Raw genomic sequence first — 14468 nt, forward strand, 5'->3', positions numbered from 1 at the left:
GCCCAGGGGGAATTCAGCGTTATGTCAGGCGCCTCCGGCGCCGGGGACGGATTGCAGGTAGCGCTGCGGGGGCGCGCCCAGCGCTCGGTGGAACATGGCCGAGAACGCGCTGGCGCTACGGTAGCCGAGGTCCGCGGCAATCCGCGCGACGGGCTCGCCCAGCGACAGGCGGCACACGGCGTCGGCCAGGCGCACCTGCTGCACCCATTGGCGGTAGTTCAATCCCAGTTCGCTTTGAAACAATCGGATCAATGTGCGGCCGCTGGCGCCGATTTCGCTGCCCCAGTCGTCGATGCCGCGCTGCAGGCCGGGCTGGTCCAGGATGGCCGCGCAAATGGCTTGCAAGCGCCGGTCGCGCGGCCAGGGGATCTGAATCGGCACGACGCGGGCTGCGGCCAGTTCGGCCAGGATCAATCCGGCGATCTGTTCGATCCGTCCCCCGAGCGGGTAGTCGATGGGCTCGGCCGTCAGCGCCAGGATCAGTTCGCGCAACAGGCCGCTTACCTCGATCACCTGGCACTGGGGCCAGTAGCCCGCGGCCGCTTCGGCCTGGATGTAGAGCGAACGCATGGAGACCGCGCCCACCATGTCCACGCCGTGCGGCACGCCGGCCGGCACCCAGAGCGCGCGCAGCGGCGGCAGGGCCCAGAAGCCGCTGGGCGTGGTGACGCGCATCACGCCTTCGATGGCGTAGATGAGCTGCGCGCGGGGGTGCGAATGCGAGCCGGTCTGCGCGCCCGCGGGAAATTCCTTGGCCATTGCCGTCACGACGCGCGGGCGATGCTGGTAGTCCTGGGCATTGATGCTGCGCGCGGGATCGGGGGCGGGGCGCACGACCATGGTGTCACTTCCGGCAAAAGAATGAGGGCACGCCCAAAAGCGCAGTGCGCCTATTTTGTCACTTTGGCGACGAAAATTGGCAGATCGCGCGGACGCCGGATTTCTACACTTGAGGCCTGGTTCCGGCGTCTGGCCGGCTGTCCTTCAATCTTTCTTGCGCGTCCCATGAACTCCGCCCAGAATCCCGCCGCCGGCCTGGCTGCCACTCCGCCCGCGGCACCGGCCGCCTCGTCCGATCCCTCCACCGCCTTCAAGGTGTTGGGCGCCATCAGCGTGGCGCATCTGATGAACGACATGATCCAGTCGATCCTGCTCGCCATCTATCCGATGCTCAAGGATTCGTTCAGCCTGACGTTCACGCAGATCGGCCTGATCACGCTGGTCTACCAGCTTGCCGCGTCGTTGCTGCAGCCCTTCATCGGCTTGTACACCGACCGGCATCCCAAACCGTACTCGCTGCCGGTGGGCATGGGGTTCACGCTGGTGGGCCTCTTGCTGTTGTCGATGGCGCCGTCCTTCGGCTGGCTGCTGGTGGCGGCGGTGCTGGTGGGCACGGGCTCGTCGGTGTTTCACCCCGAGTCGTCGCGGGTGGCGCGCATGGCGTCGGGGGGGCGGCACGGGCTGGCGCAGTCGCTGTTCCAGGTGGGCGGCAATGTGGGATCGGCGCTGGGACCGCTTCTGGCCGCGCTGGTCATCATTCCGCACGGACAGGGCAGCGTGGCGTGGTTCTCGGTGGCGGCGCTGTTCGGCATCGGGGTGCTGATGTGGATCGGCCGCTGGTACAGCGCCAACCGCGTGCTGCTCAAGCCGCGCGCGCGGCGCGAGGGCGCGGACAATGGGCGCACGCGCCATCAGGTGATGGGCGCGTTGGCGGTGCTGGGCGTGCTGGTGTTCTCGAAGTACTTCTATTTGGCCAGCCTGAACAGCTACTTCACCTTCTACCTGATCGACAAATTCGCGCTGTCGGTGCGCGAGGCGCAGCTGTATCTCTTTCTGTTCCTGGCTGCCGTGGCGGTGGGCACCGTCGTGGGCGGACCGGTCGGCGACCGCATCGGCCGCAAGATCGTGATCTGGGTGTCGATCCTGGGCGTGGCGCCTTTCACGCTGATGCTGCCGCACGCGAACCTGTTCTGGACGGGCGTGCTGGTGGTCATCATCGGCGTGGTGCTGGCCTCGGCGTTCTCGGCGATCGTGGTCTATGCCCAGGAACTGGTGCCGGGCAAGGTGGGGATGATCGCGGGGCTGTTCTTCGGCTTTGCGTTCGGCATGGGCGGCCTGGGCGCGGCGGTGCTGGGCAGGCTGGCCGACGCCACCAGCATTGGCCATGTCTATCAGCTATGCGCCTATCTGCCGCTGCTGGGCGTCGTGGCCATCCTGTTGCCGAAGATGCGGCGCGTGTAGGGGCGCGCGCGAGGATCGCAAGGATGCCGGCGCCAAACGCACGCGCCACGCCCGCGGGGCGTGGCGGCGGCGCTTACGGCTGGGCCGTCGACGCACGGAACTTTTGCGGATATTTGCGTAAGTTAACTGTCAATTACTGCAAAGGGAACGTCACGGCGCGGGCGCCTTGGCGTATTCTTTCGTCGCAGGCCGTGCGATCGTCTTGGCGCGGGCGGTAAAGGTTCTGAACGAACAGGCGCGCGTTGCCCGATGGGCAAACGCGCAGCGGGTCATTTTGTCGTTCTGGTAACAAAAAGCATCAAAAATGCTGACGTGTAACGCGTTATCGATTGCGAACCCAGTGCAACTGCAATTCCCAACGGCGGGGCAGGCCCAGAAGGCCTGAGCCGGAACAACCATGACGACTAGCTTGTTTTTCCTGATGTGGGGACTCGCCACGGCGCTGGCGTTGCCGCTGCTGCTGCCATTTCATGGCCGCGGCGTCGAAGGCGTGCCCGCGTTCATGGCGGCCAATGCGCTGGCCGTGCTGTCGATGCTGGCCTACGCGTGCGCCGAAATGATGCCGCCCGCGGCCTATGTGATGGTGTCCAACGCGGCCTGGGCCGTGTCCGCCGCGCTGGTGTACATCGGCGTGCGCCAGTTCTTCGGCTTGCATCCGCACATCCTGCGCACGACCGTGTTGTGCTCGCTGTGCACGTTTGGCTTTGCACTGCTGCTATATCGCAACGACAGTCTGCTGTCGCGAATGATGCTGTATTCCGGCTATACCTGCGTGCTGATGGCGGCAACGGGCTGCGTCATCTTCCGGCAGCGGCGGCGCATCCAGACCAAAGGCGTCGTGCTCTATCTGCTGCTGGCCTTCTTCGGGCTGGTGGGATTGCACGCGCTGCGCGTGTATGTCTACGGCGCGGGCGTGGAAGCGCCGGTGTCGCTGTTGCAGCCGTCGGCGTGGGGCCTGTTCTTCATCGTGTGCGGCTCGGTCACGGTGCCGGGGCTGTTTCTGGCGCTGCTTTTCATGATCCAGTCCAGCCAGGCGGAAAAGATGCAGGCCGCGCTGACGTTCGACAGCCTGACGCAGGCCTACTCGCGGCGCAGCATCCTGGACGAGCTGGAACGCGAGCTGCAACGGTGCGAGCGCAGCGGCGGGAAGCTCGCGGTGCTGGTGCTGGACATCGACTATTTCAAATCCATCAACGACCGCTATGGGCACGCGGGCGGCGACACCGCGCTGCGGCACTTCGCGCGCGTGGTGCAGAACGCGGTCCGGTCGAGCGACCGCTTCGGACGCATGGGCGGCGAGGAATTCGTGCTGCTGATGTACGACTGTGATCCGGCGAGCGCGCTGGTGCAAGCGCAGCGCGTCTGCGACGCCTTGCGCGACATGCCGCTTTACCTGCAGGGGTTGGAAGTGCAGATGACCACGAGCGGGGGGCTGGCGTCCTACCAGCCCGGCGATAGCGCCGACGTGATCCTGGCGCGGGCCGACGTGGCGTTGTACCGGGCCAAGGAACAGGGGCGCGACCGGGTGGAAATGGCCTGGAGCGGCCGGGGGATGGTTCGGGCAGGCGGCGGCCAGCCGGCCGCCGCCACGAATGCCCTGGAGGCCGAAGCCGCGGGCACTACGGCTTGAGGTGTTCCGTCAGGAACTTCTCCATGGCCTCGTAGAACTCGAACTTGTTCTCGTCGTTGTGAAAGCCGTGGCCTTCGTTGTCCTTGACCATGTATTCCACATCGACGCCGCGAGCCTTGAGCGCCGACACCATCTGATCGCTCTCGTCCTTGTTCACGCGCGGATCCTTGGCGCCTTGCGCCACGAATAGCGGCGTGCGGATCTTGTCCGCATGCAGCGCCGGCGACGTGGCGGTCAGGCGGTCGCGGTCCCGCACCGGGTCGCCCACCATGTCCTGCATCTTGTCCAGCATCGGCTTCCAGTAGGGCGGAATCGACTTCATGAACGTAAAGAGGTTGGACACGCCCACGTAGTCGACCGCCGCGGCGTACAGGTCCGGCGTGAAGGCCACGCCGGCCAGCGTGGCGTAGCCGCCGTAGCTGGCGCCATAGATGCCGATGCGCTTGGGATCGGCGATGCCTTGCTTGACCAGCCATTCGACGCCATCGGTGATGTCGTCCTGCATCGCCAGGCCCCATTGTCCGAAGCCCGCTTCCCAGAAGTCGCGGCCGTAGCCGGTGGAGCCGCGGAAGTTCATCTGCAGGACGCAGAATCCGCGGTTGGCCAGGAATTGCACTTCGGGGTTGTAGCCCCAGCCGTCGCGGGCCCAGGGCCCGCCGTGCGGGTTGACCACGCAAGCCAGGTTCTTGGGCGTGCGGCCCGCGGGCAGCGTCAGGTAGCCGTGGATGGTGCGGCCGTCGCGGCTTTGGTAGCTGATGGGCTGCACCCGCGACATATCGGCCTCGGGGATCGCCGGATTCAGGTCCGCCAGCTTGGTCAGCGTGCCGGCTACCGCGTCATAGATGTAGCGCGAGCCGGGCGTGCGGTCGTTGTAGGCGGCGACGATGAACTTGTCTTCGTCGCGGTTGCCGCCCTGCAGGACGACGTCGTAGCCGGGCAGGCGCTCGGCGAGGGTCTTGTACAGCGCTTCGGTTTCGGCGTCGAAGAATTTGTATTGCGGCTTGTCGGTCTGGTAGGACGCGACGGTCAGCACGCGGCGCTTGCGCGAGAATGCCGCGCCGTCCAGGTCGACCGCGTCGGGCGTGAAGATGACGTCTTCAACGTCCGGCGTGGCCGGGTCAATGACGACGAGCGAAAGCTTGTCGCGGCCGCGGTTGCTGAGCGCGTAGAACTTCTTGTCGTCGAACGTGAAGAACGCGGGGCTGACGCTGGTGCGGTAGTCGGTGGTGATGAGGGGGCGGAAGTCTGAGGCTTCGTCGTCGCGGTAGAGCAGGGTGGTGTTCAGCCCGTCGCTGGCGACGGCGGCGCGCACCTTGCCGGCGTGGTCGGTCTGCCAGCCGACGATGTTGCCCGGGTTCTGCGCCACCAGCACGGCCGCGCCGGTGTGGACGTTGACGCGGTAGACGTCGAAGACTTCGGGGTCGCGCTGGTTGTGACTGATCAGCACGTGGTCGGGATCGTCTTCCAGGTCGTCCTCGATGCCCGCGCGCACGCCCTCGTAGGGCGTCAGGTCGGTGATCGTCCCGGTCTTGGCATTGACGGCCAGGACGTGGAAGTTCTCGTCACCGCCAAAATCCTTCTGGTACAGCACCACGTCCGCGCCTTTCCAGAAGTAGGCGCTGATGTCGCGCGCGGTCTCGCGGGTCAGTTGGCGCGGTTCGCCGATGAGCTCGCTGCCTTGCAGGGGCTGCACATAAATGTTCATGCGGGCCGGATTGCCGTCCACGCTGGTCGGCTGCATGAACGAGAGCGTCTGGCCGTCGTCCGAGAGCCGGAAAAAGCCGCGATCCGGGTGGCGGAAGAAATCTTTCAGGGGATAGGCGCGAGGAGGCGGCTGCGTGGCGCAGGCACCCAATGAGGCGCCGACAATGCCGGCCGCCAGGACGGTGCGCAGGAATGAGAACAAGGGAAACCTCCGTGATGTCGATCCGCGTTGCAATGGCCGGTCGATAATGCCATAGCCGCGCGAGGGGTGTCGAACCGGCCCCACTTATGCCGCCAGGCGGTTTGCGGGATAATCGCGGCAATTCTTCTGGAGATTTACATGTACAGGAATCTGGTCGCGGCCTCGGCGCTGGCCCTGGGGCTGGCCGGCTGCTCGCTCGGCATTTCGCCGGACAGCGCGTCGCCGCACAGCGAATTCAAGGCGCCGGTGGCGTTCAAGGACGCCTACGATGCGGTCATCCGCCAGTCCAACGCCTGCCTGCGCAGCACCGACAACGCCTACCGTGTCGTGTCCGACCTGAACGAAAGCGCGCAAACCGGGGTGGTGCGCGTGCTGGCGCCGTACTCTGATCGCGAAATGTCGCGCGTGGACCTGAAGTCGCTGGGCCCGAAGTCCACGGACGTGCGCGTCGTGATGTGGGGCAAGGGCACGTGGGATGCCGCCGCGATGCGCGCCATGCAGGACGCGGTGTACTACGGGCTGGTGTCGTGCAGCACGTACATGCCGCTGGATCCGCGTCCGCCCGTCAAGCCGTCGCGCGACCTGCCCAGGTAGGACAGGGAGCCTGGTAAGGTCAGTCGCCGCCCGGACGGCGGCGGATGATCTTGAAGGTGGCGGTGGCGCGCGCCACCAGTTCGCCGTCAGCGCGGCGGATGTCGCCCTCGCAGAAGGCGATGGAGGCGCCGCGGCGCAGGCACCGCGCCTCGATGACCAGATCGCCGGTGGCGGGCGACAGGAACGTGGTGTTCATGTCGATGGTGGCCATGCCTTCGGTGGCGTCAGCCGAGCCGCGGGCGGCGGCGCTCAGGGTGAAGTCCAGCACGCTCATCAGCGTGCCGCCGTGCACATCGCCGCGGCTGTTGGTCAAGTCTTCGCGCCACGGCAGCGTCGTGCGGGCGTAAGCGGGCGCGATGCTTTCCGGCACCAGGCCGATGAAACTCATGAAAGGAATGGTCAGGCCGAAGTAGTCGGTGTTGGCGCGGGCGGGTGCAGTCATGGATCCGTCGGGGGCAAGAAGGGATAGCGAATTGTCGCCGGTCATAATATATGTTTTTGCCACGGGATTGAGGCCATGACGGGGCAGGCGCCCGCGCAGTCCGCGCGCAAGATCGTGCATGTGGACATGGATGCTTTCTATGCATCCGTGGAGCAGCGCGACAACCCCGACCTGCGTGGCAAGCCGGTGGTCGTGGCCTGGACGGGCCCGCGCTCGGTCGTGTGCGCGGCCTCGTACGAGGCGCGGCGCTACGGCATCCATTCCGCGATGTCGGCCATCAAGGCCGAACGCCTTTGCCCGCACGCGATCTACGTGCCGCCCGATTTCAACCGCTACCGCGACGTCTCGCGCCAGGTGCGGCAGATCTTCGCGCGCCATACCGATTTGATCGAACCCTTGTCGCTGGACGAGGCCTACCTGGACGTCACGGTCAACAAATGCGGGCTGCCGTCGGCCACCGAGGTGGCGCAGGTGATCCGCCAGCAGATCCGCGAGGAAACCGGCCTGACCGCGTCGGCGGGCGTGGCGCCAAACAAGTTCCTGGCCAAGATCGCGTCTGACTGGAACAAGCCCGATGGACTGTTCGTGGTGCGGCCCAACAAGGTGCTGGCGTTTCTGGAGGCCTTGCCGGTGCGCAAGGTGCCGGGCGTGGGCAAGGTCACGCAGGCGCGGCTGGAGCAGCTTGGAATCCAGACGGTGGGCGACCTGGCGACGCACAGCGCGCAGGAACTTGAGCACTATTTCGGCCGCTACGGCCGGCGCCTGTATGAACTGGCGCGCGGCATCGACGAACGCGAGGTGCAGACGGACCAGCCGCTGCAACAGGTGTCCGCGGAAACCACGTTTTCCAACGATGTCCGGCTGGACGCCGTGGGAGACGCGCTGGACCGCATGGCGGAAAAAGTGTGGGATCAGGCGCTGAAGAAGGGCGCCTTGGGACGCACGGTGGTGCTCAAGCTGAAGACCGACCGCTTCCGCATCCTGACGCGCAGCCAGACCTGCGCGCAGCCGCCCGCATCCGCCCTGGAACTGGCCGCGCTGGCGCGGCTGCTATGCGAACGGGTCGAACTGCCGCCGGACACGCTGTACCGGCTGGCGGGAGTGGGGATGAGCAACTTCGCAGACCCGGCGGAGCAGTCGCGCCAGCCGGATCTGTTTGGGGGGGCGTTTTAGCTCGCGAGGCGGGCCTTGACCTGCTGCGACAGCGCCGTCATGTCGGCGCGGCCGGCCAGGTTTTGTTTGAGGATCGCCATCACCTTGCCCATCGCGGGCGCGCCGGTCACGCCTTGCGCGGCCACTTCCGCCAGCGCGGCGTCGATGGCGGCAGCCACTTCCTCGGGCGTCGCGGCCTGGGGCAGGAATTCCTGCAGCACGGCGAGTTCGCCCTTTTCCTGCTCGGCGGTTTCCGTGCGGCCAGCCTGCTCGAACGCGGCGATCGATTCGCGGCGCTGCTTGACCTGCTTTTCGATGATGGCGGTGATTTCGGCGTCGGACAGATCGCGGCGTTCGTCCACTTCCTTCTGCTTGACGGCAGCCAGCAGGAATCGCAGCGTGGTCAGGCGCTCGGTGGCCTTGGCGCGCATCGCGTCCTTGACGGCGTCAGACAGGCGGGTCTTGAGCGTAGCAGTGCTCATCGGTAAACCTTTGTGGTGTTGCGGTAATCGGGAAGTGTAAACCGGGCCGGGGTGCACCGGGCGGCCCCGGCCCGTTGGGCTTACTTCACCGTGGCGAGGTCGCCGCGCAGCGCGACGCCTGCCACCATGGCGCCGGCGTGGCACTCGTAATCGGTGGTGCTGCGGTATTCGTTCTTGCGGTAGTAGCTGACGATATTGGTGACGGCATTGGCGCCGGCCTTCTTCGCGGCCTCATGCAGCGCGATCACGGCGGACTGGGCCACCCACACGCAAGCCTCTTCGTCCTTCTTGGCAAAGGCGTTCGTCTTGCGGTTGGTGACCACGCCAGCCTCCAGCACCTTGCCCTTGGGCCCCGTGCCCGCCAGGTAGAACTTGACGCTGCCGTCGATCTTGCCGGCGTCCTGCGCGGCCTTGACGGCGGCCGCGAGGGGCAGGTGGACGGTGCGATCCGCGGCCAGGACCGGGGCGGTCAGGGCAAACGACACGGCCAGCGCGCCAGCGAGCTTGCAATGGAGGGTCATGACTTGCATTCCTTGATGAGACGTTGGAAAAGCGGGAAAGCGGGGAAGCGTTACCAGCGGCGCTGGCCCGCGTCAGGGCCAGCGCTTGAAGATCAGGGACGTGTTGATGCCGCCGAATGCGAAGTTGTTGTTCATCACGTATTCGTTGCTCATGCGCCGGCCGTCTCCGTCCAGATAGTCGAGCTCACCGCATAGCGGATCGACATTCTGCAGATTCAGCGTGGGCGCGTACCAGTCGTTCCTCTGCATCTCGATGCTGAACCACGATTCCAGCGCGCCGCAGGCGCCCAGCGTGTGGCCCAGGTAGCTTTTCTGCGAACTGATCGGCATGCGGCTGCCAAAGAGGCCGGAAGTCGCCTGCGTTTCGGCCACGTCGCCCTGTTCGGTCGCGGTGCCGTGGCCGTTCACGTAGCCGATTGCCTCGGGCGGCAGGCCGGCGTCGGCCAGCGCCATCTCCATCGCAATGCGCATGGTGGCCGCCTCGGGCCGGGTGATGTGCGTGCCGTCCGAATTGCTGCCAAAGCCCACGATCTCCGCGTGGATGCGCGCGCCGCGGGCCTGGGCGTGTTCCAGCGATTCGAGGACCAGCATGCCGCTGCCTTCGCCGATGACCAGTCCGTCGCGGTCGCGGTCGTAGGGGCGGGGCGTCAGTTCCGGCGTGTCGTTCTTCTGGCTGGTTGCGTACAGCGCGTCGAACACCAGCGCTTCGCTGGGGCACAGTTCTTCGGCGCCGCCCGCCAGCATCAGGTCCTGACGGCCGTAGCGGATGGCCTCGTAGGCGTAGCCGATGCCCTGGCTGCCGGACGTGCAGGCGCTGGAGGTCGGGATGATCCGGCCCTTCAGTTCGAAGAAGATGCCGATGTTGGCCGCGGTGGTGTGCGGCATCATGCGCACGTAGGAATTGGCGTTCAGGTCATCCGTCACGCCGTTGAGCAGCATGTTGCCGAAGGCGCGGATTTCCGCGGTGCTGCCGACCGACGATCCGCAGGCCACGCCCATGCGCCCGTCGGTGATGCTGCGCTCGCCCAGCAGGCCGGCGTCGGCCAGGGCGTTTTCGGCGGCGCGCACCGCCAGCTGCGACACCCGGCCCATGCTGCGCAGCTGCTTGCGCGTCCAGTGCGAGGGCGGCTGGAAGTTTTCGACCGGGCCGCCCAGACGGGTGTTCAGTTCCGTGTAGCGCGACCAGTCGGGCATGACGCGAATGGCGCTGCGGCCCTCCTGGAAAGCCTGCTGGATAGCCTGCCATTCCGATCCCAGGGCGCTGATGCCGGCCATGCCGGTGACAACGACGCGTTTCATCAGCAAAGTCCTCCGTTTACAGCGATGACCTGGCGCGTGATGTACGCGGCGCCGGGGGACATCAGGAATGCCACGGTCGCGGCCACCTCTTCGGGCCGGCCCATGCGCTGCGCCGGGATGGCCTTCAGGATTTCTTCGACGGGCACCTGCTCGTCGATCATGTCCGTATCGATCAGACCGGGCGCCACACAGTTGACGGTGATGTGGCGTTTGGCCAGTTCCACGGCCAGCGCCTTGGCGGCGCCGATGAGGCCGGCCTTCGAGGCGCTGTAGTTGACCTGTCCGCGGTTGCCGACCAATCCGGAGACCGAGGTCATGCACACCACGCGGCCCGCCGCGCGGCGGCGGATCATGGGCATCGCCAGCGGGCTCATCACGTTGTAGAAACCGTCCAGGTTGGTCCGCAGCACCTGGTCCCAATCGTCGCCCGTCAAGGCGGGGAACGCGCCATCGCGCGTCAGGCCGGCATTGAGCACCACGCCGTAATACGCGCCGTGCGCGTCGACGTCTGCCTGCAGCACCGCGGCGCACTGCGCGCGGTCGGCCACGTCGAACTGAAGGATGCGGGCCTGGCGGCCACGGGCCTGCACCTCGGCCTGGACGGCCTCGGCCTGCGCGCGCTGTTGGCGGCAATGCAGCACCAGATCGTGGCCCGCGTCGGCCAGGGCCAGCGCGATGGCGCGGCCGATGCCGCGGCTCGAGCCGGTGACGAGAATGGGGTCGGCGCTCATTGGGGGGCTTGTTCCTGCATAAGGGTGTTGGGGTCGCTGGGCTGATAGACGTTGAGCCGGGCTTGGGCCAGCACGCGCGTGCCCTCGCGCAGTTCGCATTCGAAGACGCTCATGCCGCTGGCGTCGATCAGGCCGCGTTCGACGTGGATGGTGAGGGCGGCGCCGGCGGGCAACGATGCGTCGTGGCATTCGTAGCGCCGCGTGCCAAGCAGGAAGCCGAGCTTGACGGCTTCGTTAGCCTGGCGGGCTTGGCAACCTGCCCAGGCGCCGACGGCCTGCGCCATCAGTTCCATGCCAAGCCAGGGCGGCAGGGAGCCGTCGGGCAGCGAGTAGGGGCCCGGCCGCACGACGGCCTGGGCGGTAAGGCTGTCCGCGTCATGGTGGGTGACCGCGTCGAGCAGGATCATGTCGCCCGCGTGCGGCAGCAGGCTGGCAATGGGCCACGTCGTCATGGCTGGCCTCCCAGCACCAGGCTGGCATTGTTGCCGCCGAAGGCGAACGAGTTGCTCATGGCGAGCCGCCGCCGGCCCGCCGGGTAGCGGTGCGCGGACGTGCTGAAGTCCAGCGCGGGCAGCGCCGGATCCGGTTGGCCATCCCACACATGGGGCATCAGCGCGCCATGCGTGTTGGCCGCGGACAGGGTGATCCAGGCCAGCGCGGCTTCCAGGGCGCCGGCCGCGCCCAGCGTGTGGCCGGTCAGCGCCTTGGTCGACGCGCAGGGCACGCCGTTCGGAAACACCGCGTGAGTGGCGTGGCTTTCCATGGCGTCGTTGTGCGGCGTGCCGGTGCCGTGCAGGTTGAGCCAGCCGATGCTGGCGGCGTCCACATGGGCCGATTGCAGCGCGGCCTGCATGGCCCGGCGCGCGCCTTCGCCGGTCGGGTCGGGCGCGGACATGTGCCAGGCGTCGGAGCTGGCGCCGCCGCCCAAGAGCGCCACGGCGTTGGCATCGGCTGGATCGCGTTCCATCAGAAACAGCACGCCGGCTTCGCCGATGTTGATGCCGCGGCGATGGGCCGAGAAGGGCGCGCACAGCGCTTCGTCCACCGCTTCGAGCGTCGCGAAGCCATTGATGGTCAGGCGGCAGAGCGTGTCGGCGCCGCCGCAGATCACTGCGTCGCACAGGCCCAGCTGCAGCAGCCTGCGCGCCGACAGCAGGGCGCGGGCGCTGGAGGTGCATGCGGTGGACAGGGTGTAGGCCGGCCCCGTCACGCCCAGCCAGTCCGCAAGGAAGGCGGCGGGCGAGGACAGGGCCTGCCTGCGGTAGTCGTAGTCGTCCGGCCATGCGCCGTGCGCGCGCAGATGGCGGAACGCGGGCGCATTGTCGTTCACGCCGGACGTGCTGGTGCCCAGCACCACCGCGACCCGCGCGGCGCCGTACCGGGCGATGGCGCCGCGCAGCCGGTCCTCGATCTGGAGGGCCGCCGCAAGCAGCAACTGGTTATTGCGGCTGTGGTGATGCACGGGCATCTGCGGGGGCGCCGGCGGCAGCGCGGCGGTGACGGCGCCCAGCGTCAGTGTGCGGCCGTTCACCCAGCCGTCCTGGGCGCGCATGCCGCTCGTGTCGCCCGCGAACGCGGCGCGGCCGACGGCGTCCACGCCAGCGCCAAGCGCGCAGACAATGCCGGGAGTGCCAAGCCAGGTCGTCATGGCTGCTCCTTCAGGGGGGTGATGCGCCACGTCACGCCGCTGGCGCTGCCGATCGACAACGCCTGGCTCTGCAAGTCCGCGGGATAGGTGACCGTCCAGCGCACCTTGCCGCCATCAAGCAGCAGACGCTGCGTGGCGCCGCCTTGCGAGGCCGTGCGCCACGACGCCGCGCCGTAGGCTGCGTCAAGCTCGGCCTGCGGGGTCCAGGCAAACATCAGCGCCGCGAACAGATCGCGCGCCTGCGCGTTGGGCCGCATGAAACCATCGTTGCGCCATTGCCCGCGTTCCAGCATCTGGCGCGCCTGCGGCACGCCCATGGGGTCGAACAGCGACCACCGCAGGGCGGCATCTTCGCGCTGGACCACCAGGAGCAGGTCCTGGGCGGGCTGGCCCGGCGCGGCCTGCACCACGTGCAACTGGCGCGGCAGCGAAAAACCGGTGTCGCGCGCGGGCAGGGGCGGCGCGCCCGCGCAGCCGGCCAGCGCCAGCAAGGCCAGCGTCATCGCCAGGGCGCGGCAGGCGGACAGGAAGGGGGCGGGATGGGCGGTCATGGCGGGTTCAGGCGGGCTGGGCGAGCCGGTCGCCGCTGCGGCACAGCTCGCTCAGCGTGCGCAGGCGGCGATGCGGGTTGGCGACGAAGGGGTTGGCCGTGTCCCAGGCGTAGCCGGCCAGGATGGAGCTGATCATGCGGCGGATTTCCGGTTGCGCCTGCTGGTAGAAGACGACGTCCTGGAATTCGCCGGTGTACCAGCCCTGCACATACGCGCGGAAGGTTTCCACGCCGATCATCAACGGGTCGGCGAACTCGGCTTGCCAGTCCACCTGCGCGCCGCCCAGTTGCCGGTGCAAGGCGTCCGAGGCCAGCTTGGACGAGCGCAGCGCGATGGTGACGCCAGACGAGAACACCGGATCCAGGAATTCCGCGGCGTTGCCCAAGAGGGCGTAGCCGGGGCCGTGCAGGCGGGTGACGCTGGCGGAGTATCCGCCGATGGTGTTGGCCGGCGTGTCCCAGACGGCGTTCTTCAAGACGCGCTTCAGGTTGGGCGCGGCATCGGCCATGGCGCGCAATGTGGTCATCAGGTCCTCGCCGGGGCCGCCGAAAAGGTCATCGCCGCCCACCACGCCGAACGAGCAGCGGCCGTTGGAGAAGGGAATCAGCCAATACCAGATGCCGCGCTGTTCGGGGTGAACCGTGATCAGGATCTTCTCGCGGTCAAAGCCGGGATCGTCGATGCGGTCTTCGATGTGCGTGAAGATGGCCTTGCGGGGCGGCAGGCCGGACGGGCGTTCCAGGTCCAGCAGACGGGCCAGCACGCGGCCGTAACCGCTGGCGTCCAGCACGAACTGGCTCTTGACCTGATAGGCGCTGCCGTCGGCGCGGCGCACGTCCAGCAAGGGCCCGGCGCTGCCGAAGTCCGCGGCGGTGACTTCCTGCTGGTAACGCACCTCGACGCCCTGGCGCGCGGCGTCGTCCGCCAGCACCTTGTCGAAATGCGCGCGCTGCACCTGGAAGGTCGTGCCCGGCCCAGCGGTGAACTTGTCGCGGAAGTCGAAGTACGTGTAGGCGTCGCCGCAGGCGAACGCGGCGCCGTTCTTGACCTGGAAGCCCGCGGCCTGGACGGCGGGCAGCATGCCGGCCTCTTCCACGAATTCGAGGCAATGCGCGAGCAGGCTTTCGCCGATGGAGAACCGGGGGAACTGCTGGCGCTCCAGCATGAGCACGTCATGTCCCTGCCGCTTGAGCAGCGCCGCGGCAACCGCGCCGGCGGGGCCCGCCCCGATAACCACAACTTCCCGATGTTCCATGCTGGAGGTTTCCATG

At 67.5% G+C, this 14468-nt stretch carries 15 protein-coding genes; 4 read left to right on the forward strand and 11 right to left on the reverse strand.

Annotated elements, in window-relative coordinates; all coding sequences use genetic code 11:
- Nucleotides 1-24: 24 nt before the first annotated feature.
- Complete coding sequence (locus H4P35_RS09385) at nucleotides 25-840, reverse strand: helix-turn-helix domain-containing protein (RefSeq protein ID WP_226848724.1); 816 nt, start codon at nucleotides 838-840, stop codon at nucleotides 25-27.
- A gap of 165 nt (nucleotides 841-1005) precedes the next feature.
- Between H4P35_RS09385 and H4P35_RS09390 the strand changes: the two genes are divergently transcribed.
- Complete coding sequence (locus H4P35_RS09390; RefSeq protein WP_226848725.1) at nucleotides 1006-2241, forward strand: MFS transporter; 1236 nt, start codon at nucleotides 1006-1008, stop codon at nucleotides 2239-2241.
- A 397-nt stretch (nucleotides 2242-2638) separates the two neighbouring features.
- Nucleotides 2639-3871 (forward strand): GGDEF domain-containing protein, encoded by a 1233-nt coding sequence (locus tag H4P35_RS09395; RefSeq protein WP_226848726.1) that lies wholly within the window; start codon nucleotides 2639-2641, stop codon nucleotides 3869-3871.
- Here the strand turns inward: H4P35_RS09395 and H4P35_RS09400 are convergent.
- On the reverse strand, nucleotides 3861-5777 hold the full coding sequence (locus H4P35_RS09400; protein WP_226848727.1) for a S9 family peptidase: 1917 nt from the start codon (nucleotides 5775-5777) through the stop codon (nucleotides 3861-3863). The genes H4P35_RS09395 and H4P35_RS09400 overlap by 11 nt on opposite strands.
- 138 nt (nucleotides 5778-5915) lie before the next feature.
- Between H4P35_RS09400 and H4P35_RS09405 the strand changes: the two genes are divergently transcribed.
- Complete coding sequence (locus tag H4P35_RS09405; protein WP_056315981.1) at nucleotides 5916-6371, forward strand: BPTD_2524 family lipoprotein; 456 nt, start codon at nucleotides 5916-5918, stop codon at nucleotides 6369-6371.
- 19 nt (nucleotides 6372-6390) lie between these two features.
- Here H4P35_RS09405 and H4P35_RS09410 read toward each other — a convergent pair whose 3' ends face one another.
- On the reverse strand, nucleotides 6391-6813 hold the full coding sequence (locus H4P35_RS09410) for a PaaI family thioesterase (protein ID WP_152383986.1): 423 nt from the start codon (nucleotides 6811-6813) through the stop codon (nucleotides 6391-6393).
- Nucleotides 6814-6888: 75 nt separating this feature from the next.
- Between H4P35_RS09410 and dinB the strand changes: the two genes are divergently transcribed.
- A complete protein-coding gene (dinB, locus tag H4P35_RS09415; protein WP_152383987.1) occupies nucleotides 6889-7986 on the forward strand; it encodes a DNA polymerase IV in 1098 nt (365 codons plus the stop codon).
- On the opposite strand, the gene H4P35_RS09420 is transcribed toward dinB, so the two are convergent.
- From H4P35_RS09420 to H4P35_RS09455, 8 genes are all read right to left on the reverse strand, one after another.
- Nucleotides 7983-8447 carry a GatB/YqeY domain-containing protein gene (locus tag H4P35_RS09420; RefSeq protein ID WP_056315985.1) on the reverse strand — a complete coding sequence of 155 codons (465 nt, stop codon included), beginning with the start codon at nucleotides 8445-8447 and terminating at the stop codon, nucleotides 7983-7985. The two genes, dinB and H4P35_RS09420, sit on opposite strands and share 4 nt — an antisense overlap.
- A gap of 80 nt (nucleotides 8448-8527) precedes the next feature.
- The gene (locus H4P35_RS09425; RefSeq protein WP_082586165.1) at nucleotides 8528-8968 is read right to left on the reverse strand and encodes an excinuclease; all 441 of its coding nucleotides are present in this window, start codon (nucleotides 8966-8968) and stop codon (nucleotides 8528-8530) included.
- A 72-nt stretch (nucleotides 8969-9040) separates the two neighbouring features.
- Nucleotides 9041-10267, reverse strand: a complete 1227-nt coding sequence (locus H4P35_RS09430) for a beta-ketoacyl-ACP synthase (RefSeq protein WP_180100247.1) — start codon at nucleotides 10265-10267, stop codon at nucleotides 9041-9043.
- The gene (gene fabG, locus H4P35_RS09435) at nucleotides 10267-10998 is read right to left on the reverse strand and encodes a 3-oxoacyl-ACP reductase FabG (protein WP_056315995.1); all 732 of its coding nucleotides are present in this window, start codon (nucleotides 10996-10998) and stop codon (nucleotides 10267-10269) included. Before fabG ends, H4P35_RS09430 begins: the two co-directional genes overlap by 1 nt.
- Complete coding sequence (locus H4P35_RS09440) at nucleotides 10995-11450, reverse strand: hotdog family protein (RefSeq protein WP_056315998.1); 456 nt, start codon at nucleotides 11448-11450, stop codon at nucleotides 10995-10997. Before H4P35_RS09440 ends, fabG begins: the two co-directional genes overlap by 4 nt.
- A complete protein-coding gene (locus tag H4P35_RS09445; RefSeq protein ID WP_226848728.1) occupies nucleotides 11447-12646 on the reverse strand; it encodes a beta-ketoacyl-[acyl-carrier-protein] synthase family protein in 1200 nt (399 codons plus the stop codon). The genes H4P35_RS09440 and H4P35_RS09445 overlap by 4 nt, the downstream gene beginning before the upstream one ends.
- Entirely contained in the window at nucleotides 12643-13197 is a 555-nt protein-coding gene (locus tag H4P35_RS09450; RefSeq protein WP_226848730.1) for a DUF3261 domain-containing protein, read from the reverse strand. Before H4P35_RS09450 ends, H4P35_RS09445 begins: the two co-directional genes overlap by 4 nt.
- Before the next feature lie 7 nt (nucleotides 13198-13204).
- A complete protein-coding gene (locus H4P35_RS09455; RefSeq protein WP_226848733.1) occupies nucleotides 13205-14467 on the reverse strand; it encodes an NAD(P)/FAD-dependent oxidoreductase in 1263 nt (420 codons plus the stop codon).
- Nucleotide 14468 lies beyond the last annotated feature (1 nt).

Source organism: Achromobacter sp. 77 (assembly GCF_020541125.1).
In the GTDB taxonomy this organism is placed as follows: domain Bacteria; phylum Pseudomonadota; class Gammaproteobacteria; order Burkholderiales; family Burkholderiaceae_B; genus Achromobacter; species Achromobacter mucicolens.

What these genes read in the sequence shown, in the direction of transcription:
- dinB (WP_152383987.1), top strand. Translation starts at nt 6,889, where the DNA reads ATGACGGGGCAGGCGCCCGCGCAGTCCGCGCGCAAGATCGTGCATGTG.
- H4P35_RS09455 (WP_226848733.1), bottom strand. Translation starts at nt 14,467, where the DNA reads ATGGAAACCTCCAGCATGGAACATCGGGAAGTTGTGGTTATCGGGGCG.
- H4P35_RS09420 (WP_056315985.1), bottom strand. Translation starts at nt 8,447, where the DNA reads ATGAGCACTGCTACGCTCAAGACCCGCCTGTCTGACGCCGTCAAGGAC.
- H4P35_RS09445 (WP_226848728.1), bottom strand. Translation starts at nt 12,646, where the DNA reads ATGACGACCTGGCTTGGCACTCCCGGCATTGTCTGCGCGCTTGGCGCT.
- H4P35_RS09405 (WP_056315981.1), top strand. Translation starts at nt 5,916, where the DNA reads ATGTACAGGAATCTGGTCGCGGCCTCGGCGCTGGCCCTGGGGCTGGCC.
- H4P35_RS09390 (WP_226848725.1), top strand. Translation starts at nt 1,006, where the DNA reads ATGAACTCCGCCCAGAATCCCGCCGCCGGCCTGGCTGCCACTCCGCCC.
- H4P35_RS09410 (WP_152383986.1), bottom strand. Translation starts at nt 6,813, where the DNA reads ATGACTGCACCCGCCCGCGCCAACACCGACTACTTCGGCCTGACCATT.
- H4P35_RS09395 (WP_226848726.1), top strand. Translation starts at nt 2,639, where the DNA reads ATGACGACTAGCTTGTTTTTCCTGATGTGGGGACTCGCCACGGCGCTG.
- H4P35_RS09430 (WP_180100247.1), bottom strand. Translation starts at nt 10,267, where the DNA reads ATGAAACGCGTCGTTGTCACCGGCATGGCCGGCATCAGCGCCCTGGGA.
- H4P35_RS09440 (WP_056315998.1), bottom strand. Translation starts at nt 11,450, where the DNA reads ATGACGACGTGGCCCATTGCCAGCCTGCTGCCGCACGCGGGCGACATG.
- H4P35_RS09385 (WP_226848724.1), bottom strand. Translation starts at nt 840, where the DNA reads ATGGTCGTGCGCCCCGCCCCCGATCCCGCGCGCAGCATCAATGCCCAG.
- fabG (WP_056315995.1), bottom strand. Translation starts at nt 10,998, where the DNA reads ATGAGCGCCGACCCCATTCTCGTCACCGGCTCGAGCCGCGGCATCGGC.
- H4P35_RS09425 (WP_082586165.1), bottom strand. Translation starts at nt 8,968, where the DNA reads ATGACCCTCCATTGCAAGCTCGCTGGCGCGCTGGCCGTGTCGTTTGCC.
- H4P35_RS09450 (WP_226848730.1), bottom strand. Translation starts at nt 13,197, where the DNA reads ATGACCGCCCATCCCGCCCCCTTCCTGTCCGCCTGCCGCGCCCTGGCG.